This is a genomic window from Clostridia bacterium, from assembly GCA_017554615.1.
GTDB lineage: Bacteria > Bacillota > Clostridia > UMGS1840 > HGM11507 > SIG450.
The window spans coordinates 39,270-54,698 of the sequence record JAFZHY010000004.1 but is presented as its reverse complement, the minus strand read 5'-3'; the positions used below and the strand labels follow the sequence as shown (position 1 = coordinate 54,698).

Here is a 15,429-nt window from a genome sequence, read left to right as displayed (position 1 = left end):
AATATGAATAATCAAAAAAAAGTGTCTGAAGCCGTTATTAGAAGGCTTCCGAGATATTACAGATATTTAGGCGACTTACTGAATAGCGGAATAACAAGAATTTCTTCAAAAGATTTAAGCGAACTTATGGGCACAACTGCATCCCAGATAAGGCAGGACCTTAACTGTTTCGGAGGTTTCGGACAGCAGGGATACGGATACAATGTTGAGTATCTTTATAAAGAAATTGGAAACATTCTTGGAACAGACAGAGAAAATTCGGTTGTAATTCTTGGGGCTGGTAACCTTGGAAAAGCCATTGCAAATTACACAAACTTTAAAAGAAGAGGGTTTTCTATAAAAGCCATTTTTGATAATAACAAAAACTTAATAGGCACAAAAATAAACTCTATTAAAGTTCTTGATATTAAATCTTTGAAAGACTTTCTTGACACCAACAGTATAGATATTGTTGTTCTTACCATTCCTGCAGCAGGAATTAAAGAAGTTATTGATACTGTTGTTAATTCCAACGTTAAAGGGATATGGAATTTCTCTTATCTTGATTTAAAAGTTCCTGATAATATTGCTATGGTTAATGTTCACTTATCTGACAGTCTTATGACTCTTTCTTATAAAATAAATGAACTGAATAAAGAATAAATTTTCAGTCCTTGTAAAATAATATTTTACAAGGACTGATTTTTTATGAAAATAGCAAAAGATTACTTTGATATTATTTTGGGAAGTACGGTGTTTTCCCTGTCAGTTGCATGGTTTGCCGACCCTATGGAACTTGTTATAGGCGGAATATCGGGCTTGGCAATAATTATCAAATGGCTCTCTAATGATTTAATACCTTTATTTATTACAAACCTTATTCTTAATATACCGTTATTTATTATTTCAATAAAACAAAGAGGCTTTAAGTTTATACTTAAATCTCTTATTTCCGTTATATGGATGAGTATAATATTAGAGGCGGCAGTATATATTAAAAACCCTCTTGATGTGTCAGATGATATTCTTCTTACTTCCCTTCTTACAGGTTTATTCTCAGGCGTTGGCTTAGGGCTTATATTAAGGTCGGGAGCAACATCAGGGGGAACTGATATGATTGCATCTATATTTAAGAAAATAAAGCCTCATTGTGATATATCAAAACTTCTTTTTATTACTGATTTAATTATAATACTTATCGGTATATCAGTATTCGGTGTAACAAAAGGTATATATGGCATAATAGCAATATTTGTGTCCATGCTTACTATAAATTTATTTTTAGACGGAGCACATTTTGGGCGAGGAGTGTTTATTCTTTCTGATAAGTATGAAGAAATATCAAAAGAAATATTTACAAAGTTGGAAAGAGGAAATACAGGAATATCTGCACAGGGAATGTATACAAAGAAAGATAAAAAAATGCTCTTTGCAGTAGTTAACCCAAAGGAAATAGTTAAACTTCAAAACATTGTAAGAAATATTGACAATGAGGCTTTTATGGTTATATTTGATGTAAGACGAACCTTAGGAAAGGGATTTTTCGACTTAAATAAAACCGACTCATTATAAAAAAAGAAGGCTTTATGCCTTCTTTTTTTAATTATAATCTTTTTTCTGCAATTTCTACAAGGATATCTTTTAAGAAGTCAGTTGATAAAACTGCGCCCTTATCCCCTTCTTTTCTGGAACGCACAGCAACCTTTCCTTCTTCCATTTCCTTATCGCCTATAACGAGCATATAAGGAACTTTTTCAAGTTGAGCTTCTCTTATTTTATAACCGATTTTTTCGTTTCTTAAATCAACTTCAACTCTTAAGCCACTGTTTTTGAACATATTGCCGATTTCTTTGGCGTATTCATGATGAGCCTCTGCAATAGGAAGAATTTTAACCTGAGTAGGAGCAAGCCATGTTGGGAATGCACCTGCATATTTTTCTATTAAAAGCGCTAAAGTTCTTTCATAACAGCCGATAGAAGTTCTGTGGATAATATAAGGGTTTTTCTTTGTTCCGTCGCTGTCCACATATTCCATACCGAATTTTTCGGCAAGTAACTGGTCAATCTGTATTGTTATTAAAGTATCTTCCTTACCGTGAACATTCTTAATCTGAATATCAAGTTTAGGGCCATAGAATGCTGCTTCCCCTACCCCTACTTTATACGGAATATCAAGGTGGTTAAGAATTTTTTCCATTATGCCCTGTGCTTCATTCCATTGTTCGCAAGTTCCGATATATTTTTCTTTATTTGATGGGTCCCACTGAGAAAATCTGTATGATACATCTTCATATAGACCTAATGTTTTAAGCATATAAATTGCAAGTTCCAAGCAACCTTTAAATTCTGCTTCCAACTGGTCAGGAGTACACATTAGATGCCCTTCTGAAATAGTAAACTGACGAACTCTTATAAGCCCGTGCATTTCGCCTGAAGATTCATTTCTAAAGAGTGTTGATGTTTCGTTATATCTTAACGGTAAATCTCTGTATGAACGCTGTTTATTAAGATATGCCTGATACTGGAACGGACAAGTCATAGGACGAAGAGCAAAAACTTCCTTATCATCAGGGTCGCCCATTATAAACATTCCGTCCTGATAGTGATCCCAATGGCCTGATAGTTTATATAAATCGCTTTTTGCCATATATGGAGTTTTGGTTAACTGCCATCCTTTTTCCGCTTCTGTATCTTCAACAAATCTCTGCAGAATATGAATTATTTTTGCACCTTTTGGAAGAAGAATAGGAAGCCCCTGACCGATTAAATCAGATGTTGTGAAAAGTTCAAGTTCTCTTCCTAACTTATTATGGTCTCTTTTCTTTGCTTCTTCAAGCTGAGTAAGATGTGCTGCAAGTTCGTCTTTTGTGGCAAACGCAGTACCGTATATTCTCTGAAGCATTTTATTCTTTTCAGAGCCTCTCCAATATGCACCTGTGGCACTTAAAAGTTTATATGCCTTAACTTTACTTGTATATGCAACGTGAGGACCTGCGCAAAGGTCAACAAACTCGCCCTGTTTATAAAAAGATATAACAGCGTCATCAGGTAAATCGTTAATAAGTTCTACCTTATAAGGTTCGTCTTTCATAAGTTCCAACGCTTCTTCTCTTGGTAATTCAAAGCGTTCAATCTTAAGATTTTCTTTTACAATTTTTTTCATTTCGGCTTCAATTTTTTCTAAAACTTCGGTTGTAAACGGAGTTTCGGAATCAAAGTCATAATAAAATCCGTTTTCTACCGCCGGACCTATTGCAAGTTTAACATCCGGAAAAAGTCTTTTAACTGCTTGTGCCAACACATGAGATGCACTATGTCTTAAAATCTGAAGTTCATTTAATTCGCTCATTTTAATTCTCCTTTTATTTGTATTAAAAAACCCCTGAAAAGCCTGTTATGACTTTTCAGGGGTGCATAAAAACGCACGGTTCCACCCTGATTGCGATAAATTTCGCCTCTTAAATTTCCTTTAACGAAAGGTTACGGCAAACATTACTAAGATTTCCTTTCACATTTGCAGCTTCGAAGTGGTGTTCACAAATCTTGTTACAGGAAAACTTCCAGCCACGGTTTTCCTCTCTGGGTATAACACATAGATTGCTACTGTCTTCATCATCGCTATTAAAATTATTTTAACACTAAAATTCATATTCGTCAATAGTTTTTGCTACATTTGGGTTTCTTCATCTGCGCCTAAAACCTGTACATATACGGTTTCGGTAAAATCATTATATTTAACATATACTTCGGTGCTACCCGCATTTTGCGCCTTAATAAGTCCGCTATTATCAACTGATGCGATATTAGAGTCCAAAGATGAATATATAAGATTATCTTTAATTCTCTCAACGCTTTCTTCAAACTCAATTTGTTTTTCTTCGCCAACATTAAGTGTCAGGTTTTTGTTTGAAACACTAACCCCTACTGTAACATTGATTATGGTAATATCAAAAGAATGGGTATATTTTTTTGACGAAAGGGTTACACTGCACTTACCTGAAGATTTTGCAAGATACTCGCCATCTTCTGTAACTAAGAGCACATTTTCATCAGAAGATGTAAATTTAACTTTCTCGGAAGCATTCTCAGGGGTAACCTCTATTTCAAACTTACCACTGTCGTTTATCTTAAGTTCACTTATGTTTTTAGTAATAACAACTGAATCAATTAAAATATCCTTTGCCTTTTTTTCTTTTGGTTTGCCAAAAATTAAATTAAACGATACTATTAAAAGTATCAGGGCAACTACCAAGGCAATAATTCTTTTAAATAAGCGTTGCTTTTTTATCTTTTTCTTTTTTAACCTTGCACCTAAAGTTAGAGAATCTCCTGCTTTAATAAGCATTAAAGTACCTTCCTCGTGGTTTCCGTTGCTTCTTATTTCCTTCATAAGTTTCTGTACTGCAGCATATGAAGAATCAGAACTGTTTATTATTCTTATAATATCTTCTGTATCAATAAAATTTAAAAATCCGTTTGTACAGATAAAGAAGACATCTTCTCCTTTAACTTCAACAGGCTTTGATATATGAAGTTTTGCAGAAGTTTCTTCATATATATTACCAAGACTTGCAACAGAGTTACCATCTCTTAAATCATCGGTAGAAAGTTTTATAAGTTCCTTATCTCTTAACATAAAGGCGCTGGTGTTTCCTATATTATAAACTGTAGCAACATCATTTTTAAATGCCATAGCACAAAATGTTGAGCCTAATTTTATAAACCCTTCTTTTTTTGAATATTCTTTCATTTTTTCGTTTGCTTCAGTTATTATATTAGCGATATTCTTCTCATCATTTCTTGCCTGAAGCATTTTTATTTTATCGTGGTATTTTTTGACTGTTTGCGCTGTAATTAAAGAGGCTTCTCTTGCGTAAGTTTCATCCCCCAACCCATCAAAAACACCAAATATAAATTCTGAGCCTGACGGATTATTACGGTATAGAATTTTTTCATCATTATCATATGAATATACATACATTCCGTTTAAATAAAAATTATTTGTATGAAATTCAGACATTTTATCTCTGTCTGAGCATACTGCTGCAGAATAATTTATGATATCCACTTCTATACCTCCCTTTTTTATCGGGCATAAAAACCCATAGTAGATAATTTGTCTTATTATATCATTTAAATAATATTTTTGTCAAATAAAAAACAAGTGATTTAAACTTTACTTTTCTAAAAATTTGTGCTAAACTCATTTTAAAAAAAGGGGTGGTAAAAATAGGAAATCTAACAATTAAAAAAAGAAGGCCTGAACTTTCCTTTCTTAATACGCTTTTCTGCCTTCTTGTAATTTTTATTCATATTATTTCGTATATGGTTTATTCATTCCCTGTAAATACTTTTAAGTATAACGCCCTTATTTTTTCGTGGAAGGGTTTAACCTTTGTAGTTCAGGGGTTTATTATGCTTTCTGCCTGTAAATTCTTTCTTACCAAAAAAGATGAGGTGCCTTATTTTAAGTATATAAAAATAAGATTAAAAAGCGTGGCTATACCGTATGTTTTTGCGTTTATAGTTTACTATATTGTTTTTATGTTAAGATACGATTACAAGTTAGATTTTTGGTTTATATTTAAAAATTTCATAAGCGGAAATCTTGTGTATCATCTTTATTTTATACCTTTAATACTGCAGTTTGATTTACTTACTCCCCTGTGGAAAAAAATTATTGATAAAGTTTGTCCAGTTGCAGCAATTCCTTTCTTTATAGTTTTAACTATGCTTTGTCAGGACTATTTGCCATATATTATAAACAAGTGTTTTCCTGACTTTACATTTTTATATAACGACAGAATTGTTACTACTTATTTATCCTTTTACATTATAGGAGGATATATAGGAAAAAACTATGACAAATTTTTAAACTTATTAGTAAAACATAAAACTAAAGTATTTATTATTTATCTTTTTATAACTTTGGTATTTTCATATTTTACATATGTAAATTACAACTATATATATACAGTTTCTTTTTATAATAATATTCATTCTTTATATGTGATATCTGCTTTAATTATATTGTTTCTTATTGCTTTTAAAATCGCGCCTTTTGTTATGGATAAATTTAAGATTTTAAAAGATATAGATAAGGCAAGTTTTTATATATACTTATGGCATGTGCTTACATTATACGGGGCAAATTATATTTTGGAAAAATTCGGTATAATTTCAGACTTTTTATCTTTTTTTATAAGAATAATAATTGTTTATCCTGTAACTATTTTCTTATGTATTTTATATTTTAAAAAAATTAAAAGCAAGTAATCTATCTTTTAGATTACTTGCTTTTTAAATTTAGTTTGGAATAATAGTATTTACAATATCTGAAATATTATTTAGTTTATTATCCTGAACATATCCTTCTAAACCTGAAATAATATTTGGTGCAGTAAATGGGTCAACAAAATTGGCTGTACCCACAGATATTATATCTGCTCCTGCAATCATAAACTCAACTGCGTCTTCCCAGTTTGAAATTCCACCCATACCGATTATAGGAAGTTTAACTGCATTTCTTACCTGCCACACCATTCTTACAGCCACAGGCTTAACGCAAGGACCGGATAGCCCTCCCATATTATTAAATAAAACAGGGCGTTTTGTATTTATATCAATTCTCATTCCCAAAAGTGTGTTAATTAAAGAAAGAGCATCTGCGCCACCTGATTCAGCAGATTTAGCAATTTCTGTTATATCGGTTACATTAGGTGTAAGTTTTACAATAAGAGGTTTTTTACAATGCTTTTTAACCTCGCTTGTTATTTCTTCAACCATTTTAGGATCTGTTCCGAAATTAAGACCGCCTTTTTTAACATTAGGACAAGAAATATTCATCTCTATCATATCAACTTGTGAATCGGATAATATTTCTACCATTTCGCAGTATTCTTCAACGGTGTTGCCTGAAATGTTGGCTATAAGGTTTGTGTCAAACTTTCTTATAAACGGAAGCATATTGTTAACAAATGTTTTTACCCCGGGGTTCTGAAGACCGACACTATTTAAAATTCCCATTGGTGTTTCTGCTATTCTTTTTGGAGGGTTGCCCTGTCTTGGCTTTAGGGTAAGCCCTTTTAAAGACATACCTCCAAGGCAGGAAACATCATAATATTTATTATATTCTGTTCCAAACCCGAATGTTCCCGAACTTGTTATAACGGGGTTTTTAAATTCTATTCCACAAATTGAAGTTTTTAATTTACTCATAATATCACCTCATTTATGTTGAATACAGGGCCATGAGAACATACATGGGCATAAGTATACCCTTCTTCCAACTCACTATCAACCACTGGTGTTGCACAGCATAGACAAGCGCCTATTCCGCAACCCATTCTTTCTTCTAAAGACACTTCGGTAAAAATATTGTATTTTTCGCCTATTACTTTAACTGCCTTTAGCATAGGCATTGGGCCACACGCAAAGATAGCATCAATTTCTTTTTCTTTAATAAGTTCTTCTAAAACTTCTGTAACAAGACCTTTTCTTACATAACTTCCGTCATCAGTTGTAATATACACTTCTTTACATACGCTTCTAAATTCTTCTTCCAAGGTTACAAAATCTTTATTTCGAAAACCTAAAATAGCGTCTGCTTTAACCATTTTTGCTGTTTGCAAAAGAGGGTAAATTCCTATTCCCCCTCCTATAACAACAGGGTTTTTATATTCCTTATCAACTGAAAAACCGTTACCCAAAGGACCTAACACACTAAGAGTATTTCCCACCGAGAATTTAGAGAGAGCCAATGTTCCCTTTCCTCTTACCTGAAAAATAAACTTAAGTGTATTATTCTTTATCTCACAGATAGATATTGGTCTTCTTAAATATACCGAATTATCACATTTTACATGAATAAACTGACCTGCTTTGGCAGTGCCTAATTTATTATCTGCATCAATGATAAATTCGAAAATATCTTTTGCTATTTCTCTTTTACTTAGAATTTCTGAATTTATAACTTCACTAATAGCCATATACTTTCACCTTAAATAGTTGTTATATCAATAATTGACGGATCAGATTTCTTTTTCTTTTTATCAAGAAGAATTTTTCCTACTGCTTTTGCAGTATCTAAAGATGTGAAACACGGAATACCATGTTCAACTGCAAGTCTTCTGATTTTAAAACCGTCTGTTTCTGCTTTACGGCCTCTTGTCGGAGTATTTATAATAATGTCAAAACCGTTTTTATTCATAATGTCTATAACATTATTATCTCCGTCTGCAATCTTTTTAACCACACTTGCTGCAACAAAGTGATTATTAAGTACATTCGCAGTACCAGATGTTGCATATATATCAAAGCCCAATAAATCATATAAGGATGCTATATCTATAACTTCCTGTTTGTCAGTGTCTTTTACAGATATAAATATTTTACCCTTATCCTTAATGTTTATGCCTGATGCAATAATTCCTTTATAAAGCGCTTCGTCAAAGTCTTTTGCTATACCTAAAACTTCGCCTGTTGATTTCATTTCAGGGCCTAATGTTGCATCCACACCGTGTAATTTTTCAAATGAGAATACAGGAACTTTTACGCAAGAATATTCGCTTTCTTTATAAATACCTGTGCCATATCCTAAGTCTTTTAACGGTGTGCCTAAAATTACTTTTGTTGCAAGGTCAACCATAGGCACGGTTGTTACTTTGCTTATATAAGGAACTGTTCTTGATGAACGAGGATTAACTTCTATAATATAAACCTCTTCGTTATATATAACAAACTGAATATTAACAAGACCTTTAACATTAAGTTCCATTGCCAGACTCTTTGTATAGTTATATATAATTTCTTTCAGCCTTGGAGAAATTGTTTTTGCAGGATATACTGAAATACTGTCCCCTGAGTGAACACCTGCTCTTTCAACATGCTCCATAATACCAGGAATTAAAATATCCACTCCGTCACATATTGCGTCAACTTCAACTTCTTTACCAAGAAGATATTTGTCAATTAAAATAGGATGCTCTTTTAATTCTGACTGAGATGTGATAATCTTCATAAATTCTTTTATATCATTATCACTATATGCAATTTCCATTCCCTGTCCGCCAAGAACATATGAAGGACGAACAAGTACAGGATAGCCAAGTTCGTTTGCAACTTTTATGGCTTCCTCTTCGGTAAATACTGTATCACCCTGAGGGCGTTTAATATTTAATTTTTCTAAAATTGCATCAAATTTTTCTCTGTCTTCTGCTGCATCTATATCTTCAAGTTTTGTTCCTAAAATTTCAACACCAAGTTCAGTAAGTGCTTTTGTTAATTTAATCGCAGTCTGACCGCCAAACTGAACGATAGCACCGTCAGGTTTTTCAGTGTTTACAAGATGCTTCATATCCTCTTTTGTCAAAGGTTCAAAATATAATTTATCTGCAGTGTCAAAATCGGTACTTACAGTTTCAGGGTTATTATTTGCAATTATTGTTTCATATCCTTCTTCTTTTAATGCCCATACACAGTGAACGGAACAATAGTCAAATTCAATACCCTGACCTATTCTTATAGGGCCTGAACCCAATACAAGAATTTTCTTTTTATCTGTTCTTACACTTTCATTGTATTCATCATAAGTAGAATAGAAATACGGAGTTTCTGCTTCAAATTCTCCTGCGCATGTATCAACTGTTTTATATACTGCGCCTTTTTCAAATTTAAGTTCTTTGCCTGCAAGTTTTTCGATTATTTCATCTAAAAAGCCCATTTTCTTTGCGGCAATATATGTTTCTTCGTCTAAGTTTTCCTTGATTTTTTCTTCCATATCAATAATGTTTTTAAACTTCTTTAAGAAGAAGATATCCATTTTGATTTTTTCTGAAATTTCATCAATGGTAACTATATGACGCCTTAAACCTTCACAGATTGCAAAAATTCTTTCATAGTCCATAGTAAAGATTTTTGCTCTTATTTCTTCGTCTGAAAGTTCATCAAACGCTTCAAGCCATAGATGTTTTGTTCCAATTTCAAGTGATCTTACTGCTTTTAGAAGAGCACTTTCTAAGTTATTTGAAATAGACATTACTTCCCCTGTTGCTTTCATTTGTGTTCCAAGTGCTTTCTGCGCATTTACAAATTTATCAAACGGGAAACGAGGGAATTTTATAACACAGTAGTCAACAGTAGGCTCAAAACAAGCATATGTTTTTTTAGTAACTGCGTTTACAATTTCATCTAATGTATAACCTATTGCAATTTTGGATGTTACCTTTGCGATAGGGAAACCTGTCGCTTTTGATGCTAATGCTGAAGAACGGCTTACACGAGGGTTAACTTCAATTACTGCATATTCAAAACTTTCAGGATGAAGTGCAAACTGAACGTTACATCCACCTTCAATTTCCAATGCTGATATAATATTAAGTGCTGCGCTTCTTAGCATCTGATATTCTTTGTTTGCCAATGTAAGTGCAGGGGCAACAACTACACTATCCCCTGTATGAACGCCGACAGGGTCGATATTTTCCATGCTGCACACTGTAATAGCGTTATCTTTAGCATCTCTTAATACTTCAAATTCTACTTCTTTCCAACCTGAGATACATTTTTCAATTAAAACCTGAGTAACACGGCTTAGTCTTAAACCGTTGGTTGTTATTTCTCTTAATTCTTCTTCGGTATATGCAATACCTCCGCCTGTTCCCCCTAATGTATATGCAGGACGAACGATTACAGGAAGACCGATAGATTTTGCAAAGTCCATAGCATCTTCCAAAGTATTAACAACCTTAGATGCGATACAAGGCTGGTTTATACTTTCCATAGTATCTTTAAACGCCTGTCTGTCTTCTGCTTTTTTAATAGAGGAAACACTTGTTCCAAGCAGGGTTATTCCATGCTCGTCAAAGAAACCTTCCTCTGCAAGTTCCATTGCAAGGTTAAGACCTGTCTGACCTCCTAATGCAGGAAGCACACTGTCAGGCTTTTCTTTTAAAATTATTCTTTTAACTGTTTCAACATTAAGAGGCTCGATATACACATGGTCAGCAATATTTGAATCGGTCATAATTGTTGCAGGGTTAGAGTTTATTAAAACAACTTCAAGCCCTTCTTCTTTTAAAGAACGGCAAGCCTGTGTTCCCGCATAGTCAAATTCTGCTGCCTGACCGATAACAATCGGACCTGAGCCTATAACTAAAACCTTTTTTATACTATCCTTTTTAGGCATTTATTTTTCCTCCCATTAAATTAACAAAATCATCATACAAATATGAAGTATCACAAGTTTCATTAGATGTTTCCGGATGAAACTGAACTGAAAAGGCAGGATAATTTTTATAAATAATGCCTTCTATTGTATCATCGTTTATATTTATATGAGAAACTATCATACTTTCTTCATTAATTTTAGAAACGGTATAACCGTGATTCTGACTTGTTATATGAGTTTTACCTGTTGACAGGTTTTTAACCGGTTGGCTTGAACCTCTGTGCCCATACTTTAACTTTTCTATATCTGCACCTAAGGCAATAGCCATTAACTGATGCCCAAGTTCAATTCCAAAAATCGGAACTTTAAGTTCAAAAAGTTTTTTAATTTCTTTTGTAGTTTCTTCTAACTCACATGGGTTACCAGGCCCGTCAGATAATACTACACCGTCAACCCCAAGATTTACTATGTCTTCTGCCTTAAAATCAAAAGGCAGAATTTTTATATTTAAGTTTCTTCTTTTTAAACTTTCTAAAACGCTGTTTGTAACACCAAAATCTATAACTGCAACTTCACCTGAAGGCTTTTCAACTTCTATTTCTTTAATTTCTTTTACTGAAACTTCTTTTACTGCGTTTTTTATTTCATAGGCGTTTACAACTTCAAGTTCTTTTTCCTTATCCAGAACATCTCCTATGATAATTTTGCCATTCATAGTTCCGTTATCCCTTAAATGTCTTGTTAAGGCTCTTGTATCAATATCATAAAGAGCAACGATATTATTTTCCTTTAAATAATCGTCCAATGTGCCTTCACATCTGAAATTATTAGGAAAATCGCAGATGTCTCTTGTAATTATCCCTGACACATACGCTCCGTCTCTTGATACATCTTCTTTATTTACTCCGTAATTTCCTATAAGAGGGAATGTTAAAACCACTAACTGTCCTTTATATGCAGGAGTTGTAATAAGTTCCTGATAGCCTACCATAGAGGTACAGAAAACAACTTCGCCAATAGTATTTTCTGTTTTTCCTTTAACCTTACCGTTAAATATTGTTCCGTCGGCAAGTAATAATGATGCTTTCACTATACAATCAATCCTTTCTTTATTCTGCCATTATTTAATAAAAGAAATTTCATCTCTCATTCTAATTGCTTCTTCTCTTGCTGCCTTTGCATATTCTTCTTCGGTATAGTTTCCTTTTTTATATGCACACATAATTCCTCTTGAAGAATTTATTATTGCGCCAAGTCCTTTCTCGTCAAATGCATATTTAATGTCATCTGCTCCCCCACCTTGCGCACCGTAACCAGGTACTAAGAAAAAGGTATTAGGATTTGACTTTCTTATTTCTTTTAACTGTTCAGGATATGTTGCGCCTACTACTGCGCCGACTTTAGAGTAACCATACTCTCCTACCCAATCTTTACCCCACATATCAACAAGTTCTGCCATTTTTTCGTAGATTTTTTTACCGTCTTTAAGTTCTAAGTCCTGAAGTTCTCCGCTTGATTTATTGGATGTTTTAACAAGGACAAATATAGTTTTACCTAAGTCAAAAGTATTTACAAACGGAGATATACCGTCAGTTCCTAAATACCCGTTAACTGTCAGCGAATCTGCACCAAACGCAGGTACTTTTAAATCATCTGAAATTTTTGTTTTGCCTAAGTACGCAGTTGCATATGCTTCACTTGTTGCACCTATATCGTTTCTTTTACCGTCTAAGATAACATATAAGCCTTTTTTACTTGCATAGTCTATTGTTTCTTTTAAAACTTCTTCGCCATACACTCCGTACATTTCATAGTACGCACTCTGGGGTTTTACGGCAGGAACGATATCGCATAAAGCATCAATAAGTCCTTTATTGAATTCTAAAATTGCATAGGCTGCACCTTTTAGTGTTTCTCCGTATTCTTTGTAATATTTGTCAAGTATAAATTTTGGCACATAATCAATTTTAGGATCAAGACCTGCTACTGTTGGGTTTTTCTTTTCTATAATTTTCTTTATAAGTAAATCCATTTATTTTTCCTCCAAAACATCTTTACCGTTAACAAAAACATTCTCTATCTTACTTTCAAACTTAAAGCCTATATAAGGTGAGTTTTTACTCTTTGAAACAATATCTTCTTCCTTATACTCATATTCTTTATCAACTGATGCAATAACCAAATCTGCATCTTCTCCCTCTTTAATTTCTCCACCGCTTAGTTTTAAGAATTTATTAGGGTTATAACTCATAAGTTTAATAATCTCGGAAAGCGAAAATCCTGCGCCTTTATGAAGATATTTATAGGCAACGCTAAACGCAGTTTCAAAACCTATAATTCCGTTTAAGGCTTTATCAAACTCACAGTTTTTTTCGTCTATATGATGAGGTGCATGGTCTGTACCTATCATATCTATTGTTCCGTCTTTTAATCCTTCTATTATAGCACAAACATCCTCGTCTTCTCTTAAAGGAGGATTCATTTTTGCGTTTGTATTAAACCCTTCACACATTTTATCAGTTAGTGAGAAGTAGTGCGGACAGGTATCACAGGTTACTTTTACTCCCTGCTTTTTAAAATCTCTTATTATTTCAACTGCTCCCTTTGTGCTTACATGGGTTATATGCACAGGGGTATCGGTATTTTTCGCAATTATAATATCCCTTGCAGTCATTGCTTCTTCTGCTGCTTTGTTTGTGCCTCTTAGTCCAAGGTAGGTAGACATAAACCCTTCGTTCATACATCCACCGTCTACAAGACTTAAGTCTTCTGCGTGGGATATAACGGGTAGGCCTAACATATTTGCATAGATAAGCGCTTTTTTCATAAGCGATGCATCCGAAACAGGTTTTCCATCGTCTGTTACTGCAATTATCCCTGACTTTTGCATTTCTCCCATTTCGGCTAATTCTTCGCCTTTTAGACCTTTGGATATAGCACCTGACTGATAAACTTTAATACACGCTTTTTCTTCTATTTTTTTATAGATATAGTCAATTACTGTTTTATTATCTGCGACAGGGCTTGTATTAGGCATTGCAAGAACTGCAGTAAAACCACCTTTTGCAGCGCTTTTAGCACCTGTTTCTATATCTTCTTTATATTCAAAGCCAGGGTCTCTTAAATGGCAATGGATATCACAAAGGCCTGGAAATGCAATTTTGCCAACTCCATCTATTACCTTTTCACATCCGTTATCTGAAAGACCCTTACCGATTTTTTCAATTTTACCGTTATCATTATTTATGATAATATCTAAGATTTCTTCACTGTTAAAATTTATTAAGTTAATATTTTTTATAATTGTTTTCATTTTTCTTCACCCATTCCTTTTCTGGTAAGCAGATATAATATTGCCATTCTTATTGCTACACCGTTTGTAACCTGCTCGTCAATAGCTGAACGCTCATGAGCGTATATTCCGGATGTTATTTCCACACCTCTGTTAACAGGTCCAGGATGAAGTATAATTGCATCTTTCTTTGCAAGTTTAATTCTTTCTTCGTTAATTCCGAAAATGTTTGAATATTCGTTAATTGTAGGGAACAAACCTTTCTTCTGTCTTTCAAGTTGAATTCTTAGTCCCATAACAACATCTGCATCTTTAATTGCTTTTTCCACATCGCAGAATGTTTTTACATTTAATTTTTCTATTTCCTTTGGCATTAATGTTGATGGTGCACAAAGTGTAACCTCTGCGCCAAGTTTATTAAGTAAATATATATTACTTCTTGCCACTCGGCTGTGAAGAACATCGCCGACTATGGCAACTTTCAAACCTTCAATTTTACCTTTTTTCTCTATCATTGTATAAGCATCAAGAAGAGCCTGTGTAGGATGCTCGTTCATACCGTCTCCTGCGTTTATAACAGATGCATTCACATTCTGTGCCACAAGATGAGGCGCTCCTGCAGACTGATGTCTTATAATAAGGGCATCTGTACCCATCATATTTATTGTACGGGCTGTATCGATAAGCGATTCCCCTTTTGCAACAGATGATGATGCTACTGCAACATTGGCTGCATTGGCACTTAAGTATTTAGATGCAAGTTCAAAGGATAATCTCGTTCTTGTACTGTTTTCATAAAACAGAGTGATTACTGTTTTCCCCTGAAGATGAGGAGTTTTTTTACTGTTTTTAGTAATAATCTCCTTCATTATAGACGCAGTTTTTAATATTTCGTTTATCTGGTCTGCGTTTAACTCTTTTATCCCAAGTAAATCCTTTGGAAACTTCATTTAACTTATGCCCCTTTCAAGTTTTATTAAACGGGACTGCTTTT

Annotated in this window: 12 protein-coding genes and 1 other annotated feature; of the genes, 3 read left to right on the top strand and 9 right to left on the bottom strand. The window is 33.6% G+C overall.

Annotation, left to right across the window (positions count from 1 at the left end; all coding sequences use genetic code 11):
* The first annotated feature begins 3 nt into the window (after positions 1–3).
* Entirely contained in the window at positions 4–642 is a 639-nt protein-coding gene (locus IKZ35_01190; protein MBR4892582.1) for a redox-sensing transcriptional repressor Rex, read from the top strand.
* 45 nt (positions 643–687) lie between these two features.
* Positions 688–1,551, top strand: coding sequence for a YitT family protein (locus IKZ35_01185; protein ID MBR4892581.1), 864 nt, complete (start codon positions 688–690; stop codon positions 1,549–1,551).
* A 31-nt stretch (positions 1,552–1,582) separates the two neighbouring features.
* Here IKZ35_01185 and thrS read toward each other — a convergent pair whose 3' ends face one another.
* Both thrS and IKZ35_01175 read right to left on the bottom strand, forming a co-directional pair.
* On the bottom strand, positions 1,583–3,328 hold the full coding sequence (gene thrS, locus IKZ35_01180; protein ID MBR4892580.1) for a threonine--tRNA ligase: 1,746 nt from the start codon (positions 3,326–3,328) through the stop codon (positions 1,583–1,585).
* Between the two features lie 54 nt (positions 3,329–3,382).
* Positions 3,383–3,604, bottom strand: a binding site (T-box leader).
* Between the two features lie 42 nt (positions 3,605–3,646).
* Positions 3,647–5,047: an Ig-like domain-containing protein gene (locus tag IKZ35_01175; GenBank protein MBR4892579.1), complete on the bottom strand. Its 1,401-nt coding sequence runs from the start codon at positions 5,045–5,047 to the stop codon at positions 3,647–3,649.
* Between the two features lie 152 nt (positions 5,048–5,199).
* Here IKZ35_01175 and IKZ35_01170 point away from each other — a divergent pair, with 152 nt between their 5' ends.
* A complete protein-coding gene (locus tag IKZ35_01170) occupies positions 5,200–6,255 on the top strand; it encodes an acyltransferase (GenBank protein ID MBR4892578.1) in 1,056 nt (351 codons plus the stop codon).
* A 30-nt stretch (positions 6,256–6,285) separates the two neighbouring features.
* Here the strand turns inward: IKZ35_01170 and IKZ35_01165 are convergent, their stop codons facing one another.
* From IKZ35_01165 to IKZ35_01135, 7 genes are read right to left on the bottom strand one after another with little or no spacing between them, the layout of a single operon-like run.
* On the bottom strand, positions 6,286–7,197 hold the full coding sequence (locus tag IKZ35_01165; protein MBR4892577.1) for a dihydroorotate dehydrogenase: 912 nt from the start codon (positions 7,195–7,197) through the stop codon (positions 6,286–6,288).
* On the bottom strand, positions 7,194–7,967 hold the full coding sequence (locus IKZ35_01160) for a dihydroorotate dehydrogenase electron transfer subunit (protein ID MBR4892576.1): 774 nt from the start codon (positions 7,965–7,967) through the stop codon (positions 7,194–7,196). The genes IKZ35_01165 and IKZ35_01160 overlap by 4 nt, the downstream gene beginning before the upstream one ends.
* 11 nt (positions 7,968–7,978) lie before the next feature.
* Positions 7,979–11,161 (bottom strand): carbamoyl-phosphate synthase large subunit, encoded by a 3,183-nt coding sequence (gene carB / locus IKZ35_01155; GenBank protein ID MBR4892575.1) that lies wholly within the window; start codon positions 11,159–11,161, stop codon positions 7,979–7,981.
* Positions 11,154–12,233, bottom strand: a complete 1,080-nt coding sequence (locus IKZ35_01150; protein ID MBR4892574.1) for a carbamoyl phosphate synthase small subunit — start codon at positions 12,231–12,233, stop codon at positions 11,154–11,156. The genes carB and IKZ35_01150 overlap by 8 nt, the downstream gene beginning before the upstream one ends.
* A gap of 30 nt (positions 12,234–12,263) precedes the next feature.
* Positions 12,264–13,175, bottom strand: a complete 912-nt coding sequence (pyrF, locus tag IKZ35_01145; GenBank protein MBR4892573.1) for an orotidine-5'-phosphate decarboxylase — start codon at positions 13,173–13,175, stop codon at positions 12,264–12,266.
* The gene (locus IKZ35_01140) at positions 13,176–14,456 is read right to left on the bottom strand and encodes a dihydroorotase (protein MBR4892572.1); all 1,281 of its coding nucleotides are present in this window, start codon (positions 14,454–14,456) and stop codon (positions 13,176–13,178) included.
* Positions 14,453–15,385 (bottom strand): aspartate carbamoyltransferase catalytic subunit, encoded by a 933-nt coding sequence (locus IKZ35_01135; protein ID MBR4892571.1) that lies wholly within the window; start codon positions 15,383–15,385, stop codon positions 14,453–14,455. Before IKZ35_01135 ends, IKZ35_01140 begins: the two co-directional genes overlap by 4 nt.
* Between the last annotated feature and the right edge of the window lie 44 nt (positions 15,386–15,429).

Coding starts and splice junctions, on each gene's coding strand:
- IKZ35_01140 (MBR4892572.1), bottom strand. CDS start 14,456: ATGAAAACAATTATAAAAAATATTAACTTAATAAATTTTAACAGTGAA.
- pyrF (MBR4892573.1), bottom strand. CDS start 13,175: ATGGATTTACTTATAAAGAAAATTATAGAAAAGAAAAACCCAACAGTA.
- thrS (MBR4892580.1), bottom strand. CDS start 3,328: ATGAGCGAATTAAATGAACTTCAGATTTTAAGACATAGTGCATCTCAT.
- IKZ35_01160 (MBR4892576.1), bottom strand. CDS start 7,967: ATGGCTATTAGTGAAGTTATAAATTCAGAAATTCTAAGTAAAAGAGAA.
- IKZ35_01190 (MBR4892582.1), top strand. CDS start 4: ATGAATAATCAAAAAAAAGTGTCTGAAGCCGTTATTAGAAGGCTTCCG.
- IKZ35_01185 (MBR4892581.1), top strand. CDS start 688: ATGAAAATAGCAAAAGATTACTTTGATATTATTTTGGGAAGTACGGTG.
- carB (MBR4892575.1), bottom strand. CDS start 11,161: ATGCCTAAAAAGGATAGTATAAAAAAGGTTTTAGTTATAGGCTCAGGT.
- IKZ35_01135 (MBR4892571.1), bottom strand. CDS start 15,385: ATGAAGTTTCCAAAGGATTTACTTGGGATAAAAGAGTTAAACGCAGAC.
- IKZ35_01165 (MBR4892577.1), bottom strand. CDS start 7,197: ATGAGTAAATTAAAAACTTCAATTTGTGGAATAGAATTTAAAAACCCC.